This is a genomic window from Ectopseudomonas guguanensis (genome assembly GCF_900104265.1).
In the GTDB taxonomy this organism is placed as follows: Bacteria; Pseudomonadota; Gammaproteobacteria; order Pseudomonadales; family Pseudomonadaceae; genus Aquipseudomonas; species Aquipseudomonas guguanensis.
The window spans coordinates 39203-57363 of sequence record NZ_FNJJ01000017.1; the positions used below are offsets into that span (position 1 = coordinate 39203).

General features: G+C 64.9%; 17 protein-coding genes and 1 tRNA gene. 13 read left to right on the forward strand and 5 right to left on the reverse strand.

Going from position 1 to position 18161, the window contains the following annotated elements:
- Window positions 1-162: 162 nt before the first annotated feature.
- Window positions 163-239, reverse strand: a tRNA-Arg gene (locus BLS61_RS21420).
- A gap of 350 nt (window positions 240-589) precedes the next feature.
- Between BLS61_RS21420 and gabD the strand changes: the two genes are divergently transcribed.
- The 4 genes from gabD (at window position 590) to BLS61_RS21440 (ending at window position 5541) form a co-directional block, all read left to right on the forward strand.
- Complete coding sequence (gene gabD, locus BLS61_RS21425) at window positions 590-2041, forward strand: NADP-dependent succinate-semialdehyde dehydrogenase (RefSeq protein ID WP_090434440.1); 1452 nt, start codon at window positions 590-592, stop codon at window positions 2039-2041.
- A gap of 233 nt (window positions 2042-2274) precedes the next feature.
- Window positions 2275-3555 (forward strand): 4-aminobutyrate--2-oxoglutarate transaminase, encoded by a 1281-nt coding sequence (gene gabT, locus BLS61_RS21430; protein ID WP_090434444.1) that lies wholly within the window; start codon window positions 2275-2277, stop codon window positions 3553-3555.
- A 322-nt stretch (window positions 3556-3877) separates the two neighbouring features.
- Window positions 3878-4405 carry a TetR/AcrR family transcriptional regulator gene (locus BLS61_RS21435; RefSeq protein WP_090434447.1) on the forward strand — a complete coding sequence of 176 codons (528 nt, stop codon included), beginning with the start codon at window positions 3878-3880 and terminating at the stop codon, window positions 4403-4405.
- Window positions 4402-5541 (forward strand): MFS transporter, encoded by a 1140-nt coding sequence (locus BLS61_RS21440; RefSeq protein WP_090434450.1) that lies wholly within the window; start codon window positions 4402-4404, stop codon window positions 5539-5541. The genes BLS61_RS21435 and BLS61_RS21440 overlap by 4 nt, the downstream gene beginning before the upstream one ends.
- Window positions 5542-5649: 108 nt before the next feature.
- On the opposite strand, the gene BLS61_RS21445 is transcribed toward BLS61_RS21440, so the two are convergent.
- Entirely contained in the window at window positions 5650-6009 is a 360-nt protein-coding gene (locus BLS61_RS21445; protein WP_090434453.1) for a cupin domain-containing protein, read from the reverse strand.
- Between the two features lie 252 nt (window positions 6010-6261).
- On the opposite strand from BLS61_RS21445, the gene BLS61_RS21450 reads away from it, so the two are divergent.
- Both BLS61_RS21450 and BLS61_RS21455 read left to right on the forward strand, forming a co-directional pair.
- Window positions 6262-7755: an aldehyde dehydrogenase gene (locus tag BLS61_RS21450; RefSeq protein WP_090434456.1), complete on the forward strand. Its 1494-nt coding sequence runs from the start codon at window positions 6262-6264 to the stop codon at window positions 7753-7755.
- A gap of 319 nt (window positions 7756-8074) precedes the next feature.
- The gene (locus BLS61_RS21455; RefSeq protein ID WP_090434459.1) at window positions 8075-9232 is read left to right on the forward strand and encodes an MFS transporter; all 1158 of its coding nucleotides are present in this window, start codon (window positions 8075-8077) and stop codon (window positions 9230-9232) included.
- 21 nt (window positions 9233-9253) lie between these two features.
- Here BLS61_RS21455 and BLS61_RS21460 read toward each other — a convergent pair whose 3' ends face one another.
- Window positions 9254-10693, reverse strand: a complete 1440-nt coding sequence (locus tag BLS61_RS21460) for an aminotransferase-like domain-containing protein (RefSeq protein WP_090434461.1) — start codon at window positions 10691-10693, stop codon at window positions 9254-9256.
- A 227-nt stretch (window positions 10694-10920) separates the two neighbouring features.
- On the opposite strand from BLS61_RS21460, the gene BLS61_RS21465 reads away from it, so the two are divergent.
- On the forward strand, window positions 10921-11100 hold the full coding sequence (locus BLS61_RS21465) for a DUF1127 domain-containing protein (RefSeq protein WP_394328156.1): 180 nt from the start codon (window positions 10921-10923) through the stop codon (window positions 11098-11100).
- 58 nt (window positions 11101-11158) lie between these two features.
- On the opposite strand, the gene BLS61_RS21470 is transcribed toward BLS61_RS21465, so the two are convergent.
- Window positions 11159-12472: an NAD(P)/FAD-dependent oxidoreductase gene (locus BLS61_RS21470; RefSeq protein WP_090434468.1), complete on the reverse strand. Its 1314-nt coding sequence runs from the start codon at window positions 12470-12472 to the stop codon at window positions 11159-11161.
- 255 nt (window positions 12473-12727) lie between these two features.
- Between BLS61_RS21470 and BLS61_RS21475 the strand changes: the two genes are divergently transcribed.
- Complete coding sequence (locus BLS61_RS21475; RefSeq protein WP_090434670.1) at window positions 12728-13081, forward strand: YkgJ family cysteine cluster protein; 354 nt, start codon at window positions 12728-12730, stop codon at window positions 13079-13081.
- 100 nt (window positions 13082-13181) lie between these two features.
- On the opposite strand, the gene dadR is transcribed toward BLS61_RS21475, so the two are convergent.
- On the reverse strand, window positions 13182-13670 hold the full coding sequence (gene dadR, locus BLS61_RS21480) for a transcriptional regulator DadR (RefSeq protein WP_017678280.1): 489 nt from the start codon (window positions 13668-13670) through the stop codon (window positions 13182-13184).
- Between the two features lie 156 nt (window positions 13671-13826).
- On the opposite strand from dadR, the gene dadA reads away from it, so the two are divergent.
- The 5 genes from dadA (at window position 13827) to BLS61_RS21505 (ending at window position 18115) form a co-directional block, all read left to right on the forward strand.
- Entirely contained in the window at window positions 13827-15125 is a 1299-nt protein-coding gene (gene dadA, locus BLS61_RS21485; RefSeq protein ID WP_090434471.1) for a D-amino acid dehydrogenase, read from the forward strand.
- 39 nt (window positions 15126-15164) lie between these two features.
- The gene (locus BLS61_RS21490; RefSeq protein WP_021487631.1) at window positions 15165-15512 is read left to right on the forward strand and encodes a RidA family protein; all 348 of its coding nucleotides are present in this window, start codon (window positions 15165-15167) and stop codon (window positions 15510-15512) included.
- 211 nt (window positions 15513-15723) lie between these two features.
- Window positions 15724-16797 (forward strand): alanine racemase, encoded by a 1074-nt coding sequence (gene alr, locus BLS61_RS21495; protein ID WP_090434474.1) that lies wholly within the window; start codon window positions 15724-15726, stop codon window positions 16795-16797.
- A 104-nt stretch (window positions 16798-16901) separates the two neighbouring features.
- Window positions 16902-17450, forward strand: a complete 549-nt coding sequence (locus BLS61_RS21500; RefSeq protein ID WP_090434477.1) for a cupin domain-containing protein — start codon at window positions 16902-16904, stop codon at window positions 17448-17450.
- Window positions 17451-17692: 242 nt separating this feature from the next.
- Window positions 17693-18115, forward strand: a complete 423-nt coding sequence (locus tag BLS61_RS21505) for a c-type cytochrome (protein ID WP_090434480.1) — start codon at window positions 17693-17695, stop codon at window positions 18113-18115.
- The last annotated feature ends 46 nt before the right edge of the window (window positions 18116-18161 follow it).

Below are 18161 nucleotides of genomic sequence, written 5' to 3' on the forward strand. Positions count from 1 at the left end.
CTTTGATGTGCGAGAGCCGAGGCACGAGGACATGAGCGCGCCAGGTGCTGCATGGAAGACCCCTTGCCGCAGCATAAGGCCCTGGTTGGAAGTGGCAGCCGTGCCATGCACCCACCAGAAAAAACAAAGGGCCCAAGTTTTCACCTGGGCCCTTGATTGATCTGGCGCATCCGGCGGGATTCGAACCCACGACCCCTGCCTTCGGAGGGCAGTACTCTATCCAGCTGAGCTACGGATGCGTTGCGGGGCGCAATCATACGCATGTCGGCGGTTAGCGTCCATTCTGCATGAGTGTGCGTTATTTCGAACGAGCTTTACACTTTTTGGCCTGTGGCAGCCGGTTGACGCAAGTTTTTTATCATTCTTTCGTCGATTTAGCCCCTTCGGCTATTGCCCTTTGCCGTTGCCGCTCCTAGGATTCGTTTGAGATTTCAAACGGTGCGTTCGGTCATTCTGAACCCCCGCACGTTCAACGGCTCTGAATCCATTACCAGGCCTCGCACGGTTCGCTTCCCGGCCCTGCGGGTTCTGCCCGTGACTCCAACGACTTTACCCCGACGCCCGGGCGCCGGAACTGAAGGAGACTGCCATGCAACTGAAAGACCCCCAGCTGCTGCGCCAACAGGCCTATATCGATGGCCAGTGGCTGGACGCCGACAGCGGTCAGACCATCGCCGTGAACAACCCGGCCACCGGTGAGATCATCGGTCATGTGCCGAAGATGGGCCGTGCCGAGACGCGCCGTGCCATCGAGGCCGCCGAGAAGGCGCTGCCGGCCTGGCGTGCACTGACTGCCAAGGAGCGCGCCAACAAGCTGCGCCGCTGGTTCGAGTTGCTGATGGAGAACCAGGACGACCTCGGTCGCCTGATGACCCTGGAGCAGGGCAAGCCGCTGGCCGAAGCCAAGGGCGAGATCGCCTATGCCGCCTCCTTCATCGAGTGGTTCGCCGAGGAAGCCAAGCGTGTCTACGGTGACGTGATTCCCGGCCACCAGCCGGACAAGCGCCTGATCGTGATCAAGCAGCCGATCGGCGTCACCGCCGCCATCACTCCGTGGAATTTCCCTGCCGCGATGATCACCCGCAAGGCCGGCCCGGCACTGGCCGCCGGTTGCACCATGGTGATCAAGCCGGCTTCGCAGACTCCGTTCTCTGCCCTGGCCCTGGTCGAGCTGGCCGAGCGCGCGGGCATCCCGAAAGGTGTGCTGAGCGTGGTCACCGGCAGCGCCGGCGAAGTGGGTGGCGAGCTGACCAGCAACCCCATCGTACGCAAGCTGTCCTTCACCGGCTCGACCGAAATCGGTCGCCAGCTGATGGCCGAATGCGCGCAGGACATCAAGAAGGTGTCGCTGGAGCTGGGCGGCAACGCGCCTTTCATCGTCTTCGATGACGCCGACCTGGACGCCGCCGTCGAAGGCGCGCTGATCTCCAAGTACCGCAACAACGGCCAGACCTGCGTCTGCGCCAACCGTATCTACGTGCAGGATGGCGTCTACGATGCCTTCGCCGAGAAGCTGATCGCCGCCGTAGCCAAGCTGAAGATCGGCAACGGTCTGGAAGATGGCACCACCACCGGCCCACTGATCGACGAGAAGGCCGTGGCCAAGGTGCAGGAGCACATCGCCGACGCGGTGAACAAGGGCGCCAAGCTGGCCCTGGGCGGCAAGCCACATGCCCTGGGTGGCACCTTCTTCGAACCGACCATCCTGGTGGACGTGCCGAAAACCGCTGCCGTGGCCAAGGAAGAAACCTTCGGCCCGCTGGCGCCGCTGTTCCGCTTCAAGGACGAGGCCGAGGTGATCGCCATGGCCAACGATACCGAGTTCGGCCTGGCCTCCTACTTCTATGCCCGCGACCTGGGCCGCGTGTTCCGCGTGGCCGAGGCGCTGGAGTACGGCATGGTGGGCATCAACACCGGCCTGATCTCCAACGAAGTCGCGCCGTTCGGCGGTGTGAAGGCTTCAGGCCTGGGCCGCGAAGGCTCCAAGTACGGGATCGAGGACTACCTCGAGATCAAGTACATGTGCCTGGGCGGCATCTGATCCGGTAGCGAGGGCACGGGGCAATTGGCTCCGCGTCTCTCTTGAAGTGCCATGGTGCGCACGGCGCACCCTACGAGTTCGCGACGCGCCTGGCGCTCTGACTGGGCCGTCGCGAACCAGATCTTCCCCCGCCTCCGGCGGCCCGACGCAGTCGATCATCGTATGCTGCGGCGACCCACCTCCAGAGGCATTTCCTTGCAACCGAGCCGCCCGATGACGGCCATGAGGACACCATGAGCAAGACCAACGAATCCCTGCTGCAACGCCGTGCCGCCGCCGTACCGCGCGGTGTCGGCCAGATCCACCCGATCGTCGCCGAGCGTGCCGAGAACGCCACCGTATGGGACGTCGAAGGCCGCGAGTACATCGACTTCGCCGGCGGCATCGCCGTGCTGAACACCGGCCACCTGCATCCGAAGGTGGTCGCTGCCGTTCAGGAGCAGCTGACCAAGCTGTCGCACACCTGCTTCCAGGTGCTGGCCTACGAGCCCTACATCGAGCTGTGCGAAGAGATCGCCAAGCGCGTGCCGGGCAACTTCGCCAAGAAGACCCTGCTGGTCACCTCCGGCTCCGAGGCCGTCGAGAACGCCGTGAAGATCGCCCGTGCCGCCACCGGCCGCGCCGGCGTGATCGCCTTCACCGGCGCCTACCACGGCCGCACCATGATGACCCTGTCGCTGACAGGCAAGGTGGTACCGTACTCCGCCGGCATGGGCCTGATGCCCGCCGGTGTGTACCGCGCCCAGGCGCCGTGCCCGCTGCATGGCGTGAGCGAGGACGAGTCCATCGCCAGCATCGAGCGCATCTTCAAGAACGACGCGCAGCCGCAGGACATCGCCGCCATCATCATCGAGCCGGTGCAGGGCGAAGGCGGTTTCTACGTCAACTCCCCGGCCTTCATGCAGCGCCTGCGCGCCCTGTGCGACCAGCACGGCATCCTCCTGATCGCTGACGAAGTGCAGACCGGCGCGGGCCGTACCGGTACCTTCTTCGCCACCGAGCAACTGGGCGTGGTGCCGGATCTGACCACCTTCGCCAAGTCCGTTGGCGGCGGCTTCCCGATCTCCGGCGTGTGCGGCAAGGCCGAGATCATGGACAAGATCGCCCCCGGTGGCCTGGGCGGCACCTACGCCGGCAGCCCGATCGCCTGCGCCGCAGCCCTGGCCGTGCTCAAGGTGTTCGACGAGGAGAAACTGCTGGAGCGCAGCCAGGCCGTGGGCGAGAAGCTCAAGGCCGGCCTCAAGACCATCGCCGAGAAGCACAAGGTGATCGGTGACGTACGTGGCCTGGGTTCGATGGTCGCCATCGAGCTGTTCGAAGGCGGCGACCACGGCAAACCGGCGGCCGAGCTGGTAGGCAAGATCGTCGCCCGTGCGCGCGAGAAAGGCCTGATCCTGCTGTCGTGCGGCACCTATTACAACGTCGTCCGCTTCCTGATGCCCGTCACCATCCCGGACGCGCAGCTGGAAAAAGGCATCGCCATCGTCGCCGAGTGCTTCGACGAGCTGGCCTGAGCCGGACCCTGAGCACGCCTGTGCGTGCTGATGAAAAGACCCGCCTTGTGCGGTAATGCTGTTTACATAAGAAATGGTCGTACGCGATTAGTCCCCTCGCCCCTTTGGGGAGAGGGTTAGGGCGGGCCGCGTTCGGAGAGGGGAAACCGGCAGTTTCGCGGTGTTTTCGGCCCTCTCCCCCAGCCCCTCTCCCATAAATGGGAGAGGGGAGCAAAACGTGTGCAACCTTAAGTGAACAGTATTACCGCCCTGTGCGGGTCTTTTTTTGCCCGAGCATTCATCATTGCTTGACGAGGTAAAATGATCGTTTTACCTTGATTCCATGAATATCGACGCCAAGCTTATATCCGTGGCCGAAGAGCTGTTCGACCGTCACGGCTTCAACGCAACCGGCATGGATCGACTGGCGCAGGCCGCCGGGATGTCCAGCCGCACGCTGTACAAGCACGCGGGCAGCAAGAACGAGCTGATCGCCGCCGTGCTGATGACACGTGGACAGCGTTTCCTGCGGCGCCTGGAGTTGGACAGCGTCGCGGCGTTGTTCGATGCACTGGCCAGCTGGATGGGCGAGGAGGGGGCTCGGGGCTGCCTGTTCCTGCGTGCTCAGGGCGAACTCGGCACGGCCCTGCCGGAGGTCACCGAGGTCGTGGCGGCGTACAAGGCGCGCTTCAGCGAGACGGTGCGGCGGATTCTCACCCGTCAGCTGGGCGCCAGCCCCGATGAGGAACTGGTCGAGCAGGTGGTCATTCTCTTCGAAGGTGCCACGGCCGCGGCCAGCTACCGCGGCCCGGCTGCAGTGGCCACGGCAGGGCGCGCGGCGACGCTGCTGGCCCTGCGGGGGCAGGCATGACCCGCGAATGGCGCCTCGGTGTCACGGGCTTCGGCCTGATCGCGGTGTGCTACGGCTTCGCCCGTTTCGCTTTCGGCCTGTTCCTGCCGCAGATCGATGCTGATCTCGCTCTGCCGGACGCCGTTGGCGGCCTGATCGCCGGTGGCTCCTTTCTTGGCTACTGCCTCGCCATTGTCGTCGCCGCACAACTGACCGAGCGTCTCGGCGCGCGTACCGTCGCCTTCGTTGCCGCATCGATCGCCATGCTCGGTATGCTCGGTATCGCCCTCGCACCATCGGCGTTCTGGCTCGCCGCTGCGGTATTGCTCGCGGGCGTGAGCACGGGGCTGGCTTCACCGCCCATGGCCGCAGCAGTGGCGGCGATCGTGCAGCCGCAGCGTCAGGACGGCACCAATACCCTGATCAACGCCGGCACCAGTGCAGGCGTGATTCTGTCCGGCCCGGTCGCACTGATGTTCGGCGCCGAGTGGCGGCTGGCCTACGGCGTTTTCGCAGCCGCGGCATGCGTGCTGGCGGTGCTGGCGATTTTGCATGTGCCGCGTACCGCCGCGCCGCCTGTGCAGGCTCACGCCGGGGCGGCACTGTTCAGCGCTACCCTGAAGCGACTGGTGGTGGCGTCCCTGCTGATGGGCGCGGCCAGCACGGCCTTGTGGTCGTTCGGCAGCGAGATCGTGGCGCAGCGTCTGGGGTGGCAGAGCGCCGGGGCCGGATTGCTCTGGGTGGTGATCGGCGCCGCCGGGATCGCCGGCGCCGGGGCTGGCGCTCTGGTCGCCAGGCTGGGCATCGACTGGGCGCACCGGCTGTGTCTGGCCGCGCTGGCGGCGGCCATCGTCCTGGTCGGCATGGGTGGCGCGCCTGCCCTGGTGCTGCTCGGCGGGGCGTTGTTCGGCGCGGCCTACATCACGCTGAGCGGCATCTATCTGGTCTGGGGCGTGGCTGCATTGTCAGAACGTCCCGCCACCGGGCTGACCATCGCCTTTCTCGGCATTGCCGTTGGCCAGACATTGGGTGCACCGGTGTTCGGCGCTCTGGCGAGCTGGCTGAGCCTGACGCATGCCGTGGTGCTCTTCGCGCTGCTGGCGCTGCTGGCAGGCGCCATGCGCTCGGCTGTGGTCGAGGCTGTGCCCGCGCGCTGAGGCAGCCATTGCGCAGAAAAAGACCCGCGCGAGGCGGGTCGAAGGGTGACAAGCAACAACAGGATTCGGCGAGCCCGGAACCAGTGCGTCAGGCTCGGGGTCAGGTACTTACTTGGGTTCGAAGATTACGTAGACCTTGCGGCAGGCCTCCAGCACTTCCCAGGTGCCGGAGAACCCGGCGGGAATCACGAAGCGGTCGCCGGCGCGTACGATCTTGGCGTTGCCATCGGCATCACGCAGCACGGAAACACCCTGGAGGATTTCGCAGTACTCGTGCTCGGTGTAGTTCACCGTCCACTGGCCCACTGCACCTTCCCAGATGCCGGTGCTGAACTGGCCGCAGGGGCTGCTGTAATGGTTGCGTACGCTCTGCTCGGGGTCGCCCTTGAGCACTTTCTCCGCTGCGGGGCGATAGTGTTCGGCGGCCGTGCCGGCCTGGGCGAAGTCGACGATCTGCTCGATGTTCATCTGGCGGTTCCGTGGTGGTCGGTGGCGCCAGCCGTGCCCCGTACGGGTGCAGCTGGCGAAGTCGTGGCAGCAGTCTATGTTTAAAAAAACGAACATGACAAGGGGCTTTTGCCAGCCTTTGTCAAAAATATTGAAAAGCTACAGGCCTCTGGTTTAGTGTGGCGAGCAGGATTCGGCCAGCGACCTGGCCTTGCAGAATTATTGACAGTGCGCGCCTGGTTCAGGCGCCGCTTCCAACCTGGAGATGCCGGAATGACTAGCCTGACTCGTGCCGACTGGGAACAGCGCGCCAAGACCCTGACCATCGAAACCCGCGCCTTCGTCCATGGCGAATATCGCGCCGCCGAGTCCGGCGCCACCTTCGAGTGCATCAGCCCGGTCGACGGCCGTCTGCTCGGCCAGGTGGCCAGCTGCGACCAGGCCGACGCCGAGCTGGCGGTCAAGGACGCCCGCGCCACCTTCGAGTCCGGCGTGTGGTCGCGCCTGGCCCCGGCCAAGCGCAAGAAGGTGATGATCCGTTTCGCCGAGCTGATCGAACAGCACGGCGAGGAGCTGGCCCTGCTGGAAACCCTGGACATGGGCAAGCCTATCAGCGACTCGCTGAGCATCGACGTCAGCAGCGCGGCCAACGCCATCCGCTGGAGCGGCGAGGCCATCGACAAGATCTACGACGAAGTCGCCGCCACCGCCCATGACGAGCTGGGCCTGGTCACCCGCGAGCCGGTCGGCGTGGTCGCCGCCATCGTGCCGTGGAACTTCCCGCTGCTGATGACCTGCTGGAAGCTCGGCCCGGCGCTGGCCACCGGCAACTCGATCATCCTCAAGCCCTCCGAGAAGTCGCCGCTGACCGGTATCCGCATCGCCCAGCTGGCCATCGAGGCCGGCATTCCGGCGGGCGTGTTCAACGTGCTGCCGGGCTTCGGCCACACCGTCGGCAAGGCCCTGGCCCTGCACATGGACGTCGACACCCTGGTGTTCACCGGTTCGACCAAGATCGCCAAGCAGCTGATGATCTACGCCGGCGAGTCGAACATGAAGCGCGTCTGGCTGGAGGCCGGCGGCAAGAGCCCGAACATCGTCTTCGCCGACGCGCCGGACCTCAAAGCCGCTGCCGAAGCCGCCGCCAGCGCCATTGCCTTCAACCAGGGCGAGGTCTGCACCGCCGGTTCGCGCCTGCTGGTGGAAAACTCCATCAAGGACAAGTTCGTGCCCATGGTGGTCGAGGCGATCAAGGCCTGGAAGCCGGGCAACCCGCTGGACCCGGCGACCAATGTCGGTGCGCTGGTCGACACCACGCAGATGAACAACGTGCTGAGCTACATCCAGGCCGGTCATGACGACGGCGCCAGGCTGGTGGCCGGCGGCAAGCGGGTGATGGAAGAAACCGGCGGCACCTACGTCGAGCCGACCATCTTCGACGGCGTGAACAACGCCATGCGTATCGCCAAGGAAGAGATCTTCGGCCCGGTGCTGTCGGTAATCGGTTTCGACGATCAGGACGAGGCCATCGCCATCGCCAACGACACCGTTTACGGCCTGGCCGCTGCGGTGTGGACCAGCAACCTGTCGCGCGCCCACCTGGTAGGCAAGGCGCTGCGCGCCGGCAGCGTGTGGATCAACCAGTACGACGGCGGCGACATGACCGCGCCGTTCGGCGGCTTCAAGCAGTCCGGCAACGGTCGCGACAAGTCGCTGCACGCGTTCGACAAGTACACCGAGCTGAAGGCCACCTGGATCAAACTGTAACGCTGCGTCACGGGCGGCCGTTGGCCGTCTGAAGGTCCGCCCTTCGGGGCCGACTCATCATGAGTCATACCTGCGGCCGGGTTTCCTTGGGGAAGTCCGGCCGTTTTGTTTGGCGTTGGATCAATGCCGTGTTGGGGGCAGCTGTCATCCATGAGGGCGATGGCCCGGGTTCGTAGGGTGCGCCGCGCGCACCAGCGTTTGTCACCAGGTGCCGGCGCAAGCAGCAACCCCCGGTGCGCACAGCGCACCCTACACAGTGCCCTTGCCGAGCAGGGGCATGGTCTTTTGTTTCAGGGCCACGACATAAAGGAGTCTGGCAATGCGTTGGGGCACCTATTTCGCCGTCTGTGCGGCGGTCATCAGCATCGGCCTGGCGCTGGGCGTGACCATGCCGCTGGTGTCGCTGCGCCTGGAAAGCTGGGGCTACGACTCCTTCGCCATCGGCGTGATGGCCGCCACTCCGGCCGTTGGCGTGCTGCTCGGTGCCTTGCTGGCGGGGCGCCTGGCGGCGCGCTTCGGCACCACCGTGCTGATGCAGCTGTGCCTGCTGCTCGGTGCAGTGTCGGTGGCGGGGCTGGCGCTGGTGCAGAACTATGCGGTGTGGGTTGGCCTGCGCCTGTTCATCGGTGTGGCGCTGACCGTGGTGTTCATCCTCGGTGAAAGCTGGATCAACCAACTTGCTGTGGAGAAGTGGCGCGGCCGCCTGGTGGCCCTGTACGGCACCGGCTATGCCCTCAGCCAGCTCAGCGGCCCCCTGCTGCTGACGGCGCTCGGCACGGCGACCGATGCGGGGTTCTGGACGGGCGTGTGCCTGCTGATCGGCGGCTCGCTGATCCTGCTCGGGCGCAGCGGCGCGCCGCAGGTGGATGCGCACAGCGCCTCCGGGCGCGGACTGCTGGTGTTCTGCCGCAAGCTGCCGGCGATCGCCTGGGCGGTGATGCTGTTTGCCGGTTTCGAAGCGATGATGCTGACCCTGTTGCCGATCTACGGCCTGCGCCAGGGCTTCACTCAGGAAGTGGCATTGTTCATGGTCAGCGTGGTGGTGGTTGGCGATGCGGTGCTGCAGCTGCCCATCGGTTGGCTGGCCGACCGCATGTCGCGGCAGACCCTGTTCCGCGCCTGCGGCGTGGTGCTGCTGCTGTCCAGCCTGGCCATTCCATCCTTGCTGCACACGCCGTTGATCTGGCCGGTGCTGGTGGCCTTCGGTGCCAGCGCCGGTGGCCTGTTCACCCTGTCGCTGATCATGATCGGCGAGCGCTATCGTGACGACGAGCTGGTGCGCGCCAATGCGCACGTCGCCCAGCTGTGGGGGCTGGGCTGCCTGGTCGGGCCGCTGACCACCGGCGCCGTCAGCCAGTGGCTGAGCGGCCATGCGCTGCCTTTGATGATGGCCACCGGTGCGCTGGTGTTCGTCATTCTGGCCAGCAAGCCTGGCGCCTTCAGCGAGATGGACGCGGCACGCGCAGCGCGTTCCTGATCGCGCTCGGGGCTACTGCGCCTAGGCCTGGGTCTGCTGCAGGTCGGCTTCCTCGATGAGCTCGGCGATGGTCGCGCCGATCTGCTTCACCGCCGCCTCGATGGTCGCGCTCGGCGGTTCGGCGTAGTTCAGGCGGATGCAGTTGCGATACTTGCCGGCCGCCGAAAAGATGCTGCCCGGCGCGATCTGGATCTTGTGCGGCAACAGCGCGCGATTGAGCTTCTGGCTGTCGAAGCCCTGTGGCATCTCCACCCAGAGCATGAAGCTGCCCTGCGGTCGGCTGACCCGGGTGCCGGCAGGGAAATAGCGGCTGACCCAATCCACCATCAGGTCGCGGCTGCGCAGGTACTGCGCGCGCATGCGCCGCAGGTGCGGTTCGTAATGCCCGTCCTTGAGATACTCGGCCAGCGCCAGCTGCGGCAGCTGCGCGGTGCTGCCGGTGCCCAGGTACTTCATGTGCACCACCTGCTCCAGGTAGCGCCCCGGGGCGATCCAGCCGACGCGCAGGCCGGGCGCCAGGGTCTTGGAGAAGGAGCTGCAGAACAGCACGCGGCCATCCTCGTCGTAGGACTTGATGCTGCGTGGGCGCGGGTAGCTGTAGGCGAGGTCGGCGTACACGTCGTCCTCGATGATGGCCACATCGAAGCGCTGCGCCAGAGCGACCAGGGCGCGCTTGTTGGCGTCGGGCATGATGTAGCCGAGCGGGTTGTTGCAGTTGGGGGTGAGCTGGATGGCCTTGATCGGCCACTGCTCCAGAGCCATTTCCAGGGCGTCGAGGTTGATTCCGGTGAGCGGGTCGGTGGGCAGCTCCAGCGCCTTCATGCCGAAACCCTTGAGCGCCTGCATGACGCCATGGAAGCTCGGCGAGTCGACCGCGACGATGTCACCGGGCTGGCAGATGGCGCGCACGGCCGCCGACAGGGCTTCGTGGCAACCGGTGGTGACCACCAGGTCCTGGGCTTCCAGTTGGCAGCCGGAGTCGAGCATCAGCCGGGCGATCTGTTCGCGCAGGCGAATATCGCCGCGAATGCCGCCATAGGTGAGTACGTCCGGGTCCTGCCGGCGCGCCTGGCGCGACAGGTTGCGCAGCAGCGGCTTGAGCGTCGGGCTGCTGATATCGGGGCGGCCGCGGCCCAGCTGCAGCATGTCATGCTGCGGCGAGCTGCTGATCAGTTCCAGCACGTGATCCCACTGCGAGACTTCCACGGGGCGCTGGGCGGCGCGACTGATCTGCGGCAGGGCCGGTATCTGTCGTGCTACCGGCACGAAGTAGCCGGATTTCGGCCGTGGTGCGGCCAGCCCCATGTCCTCGAGGTGGCGGTAGGCCTGCTGCACGGTGCTGAGGCTGACGCCGTGCTCCTGGCTGAGGCTGCGTATCGATGGCAGGCGGTCGCCGGGACGGTACAGCCCCTGTTCGATGCGGGTGCCGAGCAGTTCGGCCAGATTCAGATAGAGCGTCATGACAATCGTCCGCCTGTTGCAAGGTGTATGGACAGCAACCAGTACAGATCGCGGTGAAAAATCCCATTCAGGGAAGTTTGACGAGATCTGTATGGAGTTAATAAGAGTTTTTTGAATCTGTCATGACTTTTCTTCTGACGGCATTCTGATCTCCCATGACAGAAGGCAACGGGAGAACAGCCATGACCGGGTTCAGCAATACAGATTTTGTAGCATTAGGTGAGGCCGTGCGGATTACTACGCACAAGGGCGAGGTTCGCTACTTCGGCCGCGACTGGCCGGCCTTCTGGCGGCGCCTGAACACTCGTCGCGTGCTGCTCAAGCTCAACGATCAGCAACTGCACGACATCGGCCTGAGCCGCGCCCAGGCCGAGCGCGAGGCGCGCCTGCCGTTCTGGAACCTGTAGGGGGCCGGCTTCACTGCACGGCACGCCGCAGGAGCGGCTTCAGCCGCGATCTGTAGGCCTACAGCAATTCTTTCAAGCGGTGCCAGGCCATCCCCAGTGCCAGCAGCGGCGAGCGCAGGTGCTTGCCGCCGGGGAAGGTCATGTGCGGGACCTGGGCGAACAGGTCGAAGCCGCGGCTTTCCTGTCCGGCGATGGCCTCGGCGAGCAGCTTGCCGGCCAGATGCGTAGCGTTGACGCCGTGCCCGGCATAGGCCTGGGCGTGGAACACGTTGGGCTGGTCCTTGAGTCGACCGATCTGTGGCAGGCGGTTGGCACCGATGCCGATCATCCCGCCCCACTGGAAGTCGATACGCACGTTGGCCAGCTGCGGGAAGACCTTGAGCATCTTCGGCCGCATGTAGGCGGCGATGTCGGCCGGATCGCGCCCGGAATAGTGGCAGGCTCCACCGAACAGCAGGCGACGGTCGGCCGAGAGACGGTAGTAGTCGACGGTCACGCGCTGGTCGCACAGCGCCATGTTCTGCGGGATCAGTTGGCGCGCCTGCTCTTCGGAAAGCGGTTCGGTGGCGATGATATAGCTGCCGGCCGGCAGCACCTTGCCGCTCAGCGTCGGGTTGAGACCGTGGATATAGGCATTGCAGGCCAGCACCAGGTATTTGGCGCGTACCTGGCCGGTGGCAGTGTGCACGCGCACTTCGCTGCCGTAGTCGATGCCGGTCACCGGGGAGTCTTCGAACAGCTGCACGCCCAGCGACTGGGCGGCAGCGGCTTCGCCAAGCGCCAGGTTGAGTGGGTGCAGATGGCCCGAGCCCATGTCGATCATGGCGCCGTGATAATTGTCGGAGCCGACCACCTCATGGATGCGCTCCTTCGGCACCATGCGCAGTTCGTGGCGATAACCGAGGCTTTCCAGCTCGGCCTTGTCTTCGGCAAAACCGTCCATGTGCGCCGGCTTGTTGGCCAAGTCGCAATAGCCCCAAGTCAGGTCGCAGTCGATGCGAAACTGCTCGACGCGGCTACGCACGATCTCCACGGCTTCCAGGCCCATCAGCTTGAACTGGCGTACGCCCTCCTTGCCGACCACCGATTCGAACTGCTCGACATCATGGCCGACGCCGCGAATCAGCTGCCCGCCGTTGCGCCCGCTGGCGCCCCAGCCGATCTTGCGCGCCTCCAGCAGGGCCACCGAGAGGCCCTTCTGGGCCAGCTCGATGGCCGTGTTCAGGCCGCTGTAGCCGCCCCCGACGATGCACACATCCACCCGCAGTTCGCCACCCAGCGGCGGGTAGGCCAGCTGGCGATTGACGCTGGCGGCGTAATAGGAAGCGGCGTGCTGCGGGCTGTGGACGGGCTGGTGAACGCGGGCGTTCATGTGCGAAATCCTGATTTTGTTGTGTGGAAAATTAAACGCAGCATAAGCGCGTGACTGTTATCACGCCAAGAGACAGGCAGAAAAAAGCAGCCTGCCTTCGCTCATGGCGTTTTGGTCTGTCGCCGCTGAAGCGCTTCTCACAGGGAGTGCCGGGCCGTGGTGGGAAGGGCTTCAGCCGCGACTGGAGGCGTCTGAGCGAATGACATTGCGGCGCCTGGCAGTAAACTTGCCGCTGTCGCTTAAGGATGTCCAATGATGAGCTGCACCGACCGCAAGATCGACCACCTGCGCAGGCAGATCCCGCGCTTCGACTGCGTGCCCGGTTGCCACGACTGCTGTGGGCCGGTCACGGCCTCGTCCGAGGAATTGGCCCGCCTGCCGGTCAAGAGCGATGCCGAGCACGATGCGGCGCTGGCCGAATACAACTGCGTACACCTGGGACCGGATGGCTGCGAGGTGTATGACCAGCGCCCGCTGATCTGCCGGCTGTTCGGTACCACGCCGAACCTGCCCTGTCCCCACGGCCGCGGACCGGAGCAGCCGATCGAGCCGGCGGTGGAGCGCCAGGTGCACCGGCTGATCGCCACCACGCGGCAGCGGCTCGTGTAGGGTTTCGCGGGGCCGCCTAGGCTGTGAGTAGGGTGCGCCGTGCGCACCAATGCATATAAAGCTGGTGCGCATGGCGCACCCTACGGTCCGCAGCCTTGGCTCATTCCGGCACCGGCAGGGCCAGCGATTCCTTCACCTCTTCCATGACGATGTAACTCTTCGACTCGCGCACGTGCGGCAGCTTGAGCAGGATGTCGCCGAGCAGCTTGCGGTAGCTGGCCATCTCGTTGATGCGCGCCTTCACCAGGTAGTCGAAGTCGCCGGATACCAGGTGACATTCCAGCACGTGGGGCAGCTTGAGCACGGCGCGGCGGAATTCCTCGAAGGTGTCGCCGGACTTGTAGTCCAGGCTGATTTCGACGAATACCAGCAGGTTGGCCTTGAGGTTCTGCGGGTTGAGGCGGGCGTGGTAGCCCATGATGATGCCTTCGCGCTCCAGGCGGCGTACGCGCTCGGTGCAGGGCGTGGTCGACAGCCCCACGCGCTCGCCCAGTTCGGTGAAGCTGATGCGCCCGTCCTCCTGCAGGATGCGGAGGATGTTGCGGTCGATCTTGTCCAGTTCACGACGGCTTTGATGCTGGGTTCTCATGGGGAATCCGCCTCTGCAAAACGGCTTTTTGCCAAGAATTCTCGCCAAATATAGCTGTGTATATGGTGAAAAGCACTGCACGGCTCTTCCTATACTGCGCCCATCGACAACAATGGCCTGTAACGCACGCGCCTTGGGCGCGGCGGGGAGAAAAACATGCGTGTTCTGGTTCTCGGCAGCGGTGTGATTGGTACCGCCAGTGCTTACTACCTCGCCCGTCAGGGCTTCGAGGTGGTGGTGGTCGACCGTCAGAACGGCCCCGCCTTGGAAACCAGCTTCGCCAACGCCGGCCAGGTTTCCCCCGGCTATGCCTCGCCCTGGGCCGCCCCGGGCGTGCCGCTGAAGGCCATCAAGTGGCTGCTGCAGAAACACGCTCCGCTGGCGATCAAGGCCACCGGTGACGTCGATCAGTACCTGTGGATGGCGCAGATGCTGCGCAACTGCACCGCCAGCCGCTATGCGATCAACAAGGAGCGCATGGTGCGTCTGTCCGAGTACAGCCGCGACTGCCTCGACGAGCTGCGTGCGGAGACCGGCATCAGCTATGAAGGCCGTCAGCTCGGCACCACCCAGCTGTTCCGTACCCAGGCCCAGGTCGACGCCGCCGCCAAGGACATCGCCGTGCTTGAAGCCTCGGGCGTGCCGTTCGAGCTGCTCGATCGCGACGGCATCGCTCGCGTCGAGCCGGCCCTGGCTGGCGTCAAGCACAAGCTGGCCGGTGCCCTGCGCCTGCCCAACGACCAGACCGGCGACTGCCAGATGTTCACCACCAAGCTGGCTGACATGGCCAAGGCGCTCGGTGTCGAGTTCCGTTTCGGCCAGAACATCCAGCGCCTGGACGCCGTGGGCGACCGCATCAACGGCGTGTGGATCGACGGCAAGCTGGAAACCGCCGATCGCTACGTGCTCGCCCTCGGCAGCTACAGCCCGCAGCTGCTCAAGCCGCTGGGCGTGCGCGCGCCGGTCTACCCGCTCAAGGGTTACTCGCTGACCGTGCCGATCACCAACGCCGACATGGCGCCGACTTCGACCATTCTCGACGAGACCTACAAGGTCGCCATCACCCGTTTCGATGGTCGTATCCGCGTCGGTGGCATGGCCGAGATCGCCGGTTTCGACCTGTCGCTCAACCCGCGTCGTCGTGAAACCCTGGAGATGATCACTGCCGATCTCTACCCGCAAGGCGGCGATCTGCAGCGCGCCGAGTTCTGGACCGGCCTGCGCCCGGCCACGCCTGATGGCACGCCGATCGTAGGTGGCACGGCCTTCCGTAACCTGTTCCTCAATACCGGTCACGGCACCCTGGGCTGGACCATGGCTTGCGGTTCCGGTCGTCTGCTCGCCGACCTGATGGCCAACAAGCGTCCGCAGATCAGCGCCGACGGCCTGGATATCTCGCGTTATTCGCGCAAGGCTCGCGAAATGCACGGCGCGCCGCAGCCGCTGCGCACCTGATAGGCTGCGCGGCCCGGAAATTCAAAGGAGATTCGCAGCATGTCGATCCAGCGCCTGCATGTGGCCAAACGCTACAGCGAAGTGGTGATCCACAACGGCACGATTTACCTAGCCGGCCAGTTGGCCGACGACTTCGGCGGTGACATCCGCGAGCAGACTCGCCAGACCCTGGCCAACATCGACAAGATGCTGGCCGAGGGTGGTAGCGACAAGAGCAAGATCCTGTCGCTGACCATCTTCCTCAAGGATATGGCCGACTACGACGGCCTCAACGCCGAGTACGACGCCTGGGTCGCCGATGGCCACGCGCCGGCCCGTGCCTGCGTCGAGGCGAAGATGTACAAGCCCGAGGTGCTGGTGGAAATGTGCGTGGTGGCTGCCGTCTGAGGCAGTCTCCGCAGTGAACAGTTTTGGCGGCCCGTCGCAGAACGACGTCAAGAATTGTTCCGGACAATTTTTTGTGTTGGCTTCTCGCCCGGCTGTCCCGCCGGGCTTTTTTTATAGCCTGTAGCCCGGATGCAATCCGGGGCTTGGCAACGACCATCCCCGGATTGCATCCGGGCTACGAAATCAGCGAAGCAGTGAGAAATAACGAACCATGCGCCCTGCCCGTGCCCTGATCGATCTCGACGCCATGCGTCACAACTACCAACTGGCCCGCGAGCTCAGCGGCGCCCGCGCCCTGGCGGTGGTCAAGGCCGATGCCTACGGGCATGGAGCGGTGCGTTGTGCACAGGCGCTGGAGAGCGAGGCCGACGGCTTTGCCGTGGCCTGCATCGAAGAGGCGCTGGCGTTGCGCGAGGCCGGCATCCGGGCGCCGATCCTGCTGCTCGAAGGCTTTTTCGAGGCCGACGAACTGGCACTGATCGATCAGCATGAGCTGTGGTGCGTGATTCACGCGCAGTGGCAGATCGAGGCCATCGAGCAGGCTCAGGTCGGCAAGCCGCTAACCCTGTGGCTCAAGCTCGACAGCGGTATGCACCGCGTCGGCCTGCACCCGGCCGAGTACCAGAATGCCTACCGTCGCCTGCTGGCCAGCGGCAAGGTCAGCAAGATCGTGCTGATGAGCCACTTCGCCCGTGCCGACGAGCCCGAGTGCGAGCGTACCGCCGAGCAACTGGCGGTGTTCCAGCAGGCTCGCGAAGGCCTCAGCGCCGAGGTCAGCCTGCGCAATTCGCCGGCCGTGCTGGGCTGGCCACAAGTGCCCAGCGACTGGGTGCGCCCCGGCATCATGCTGTACGGCGCCACGCCGTTCGAGCTGGCTCAGGAGCAGGCCGCGCGTTTGCGCCCGGTGATGACCCTGGAGTCGAAGGTCATCAGCGTGCGCGAGCTGCCGCCCGGCGAACCGGTGGGCTATGGTGCGCGTTTCGTCTGTGAGCGGCCGACCCGCGTCGGTGTGGTCGCCATGGGCTACGCCGACGGCTATCCGCGCCACGCACCGAGCGGCACGCCGGTGATGGTGGACGGCCAGCCGACCCGCCTGATCGGTCGGGTATCGATGGACATGCTCACCGTCGATCTCACCGACCTGCCACAGGCTGGCCTGGGCAGCCGTGTCGAGCTGTGGGGCAAGCAGGTGCTGGCCAGTGACGTGGCCATGGCTGCGGGCAGCATCCCCTACCAGATCTTCTGCAACCTGCGGCGGGTGCCGCTGCTCTATCTCGGCGGCTGATCCAGCCGGCTGTAGAAGAGCATGAACGCCAGTGTTGTAAATTCCGAACGCTATGCCATGATACGAACACTTTTCCGTATCACTCCCAGAGGGGGACCCCAGCATTGGACGTCGGCGTTCGACTGCAATCGATTCGTAAGCTCAAAGGTCTTTCCCAGCGTGAGCTCGCCAAGCGGGCGGGTGTCACCAACAGCACCATTTCCATGATCGAGAAGAACAGCGTAAGCCCCTCGATCAGCTCGCTGAAAAAGGTGCTCGGCGGTATTCCCATGTCGCTGGTGGAATTCTTCTCCCTCGACATGGAGCAGGAGAACCAGACCCAGGTGGTCTATCGCGCCGCCGAGCTGACCGATATCTGCAGTGGCGCCATCACCATGAAGCTGATCGGCAAGGCCCACCCGAGCCGCGCCATTTCCTTCCTCGACGAGACCTACCCGGCCGGTACCGACACCGGTGACGAGATGTATGCCCATGAGGGCGAGGAAGCCGGCATGCTGGTCGAAGGCAGGCTGGAACTGACCGTGGGTAACGAGGTGTTCATCCTCGAGCCGGGCGACAGCTACTACTTCGAGAGCAGCAAGCCGCACCGCTTCCGCAACCCGTTCGACGTGCCGGCGCGCCTGATCAGCGCCACCACGCCAGCGAACTTCTAGGAAGGGGCGGCAGGCCGCAAGCTACAGGCCGCAGGTTAGAAGCGGAAACGTTCGATGCGGTTCTGCAGTCCATACTGATAAGCCTGAAGCCTGAAGCCTGAAGCCTGAAGCCTGAAGCCTGAAGCCTGAAGCCTTCCTCCTGCGACAATTGGGTTGTTTCGGCCAGGGATGCTTACCGTTATACTGGCGCCCGCTCGCGAAACCGTGGCCGCGGGCGTGACTAGCCACGAAGAGGGTGTACCGTGAATCTGATGAAGAAAATGCTGGCAGTACCGGCTGCCGTATTGGCCCTGTGGGCAGTGACTGCTCAGGCCACGACCGATGAAGCCATTGCCGCGCGCCTCAAGCCTGTAGGCGAGGTGTGCGTCATGGGTGAAGAGTGCAAGGGCGTCGAAACCGTTGCCGCAGCCGCCGGCGGTGGTGCGCGTACCGCTGACGACATCATCGCCAAGCACTGCAACGCCTGCCATGGCGCTGGCGTACTGGGCGCTCCGAAGATCGGTGACACCGCTGCCTGGAAAGAGCGCGCCGATCACCAGGGCGGCCTCGACGGCATCCTCGCCGCTGCCATCTCCGGCATCAACGCCATGCCGCCGAAAGGCACCTGCGCCGACTGCTCCGACGACGAGCTGCGCGAAGCGATCAAGAAGATGTCCGGTCTGTAAGACCCGACGCTTCGCTGAAAAAACCGCCCTCCGGGCGGTTTTTTCG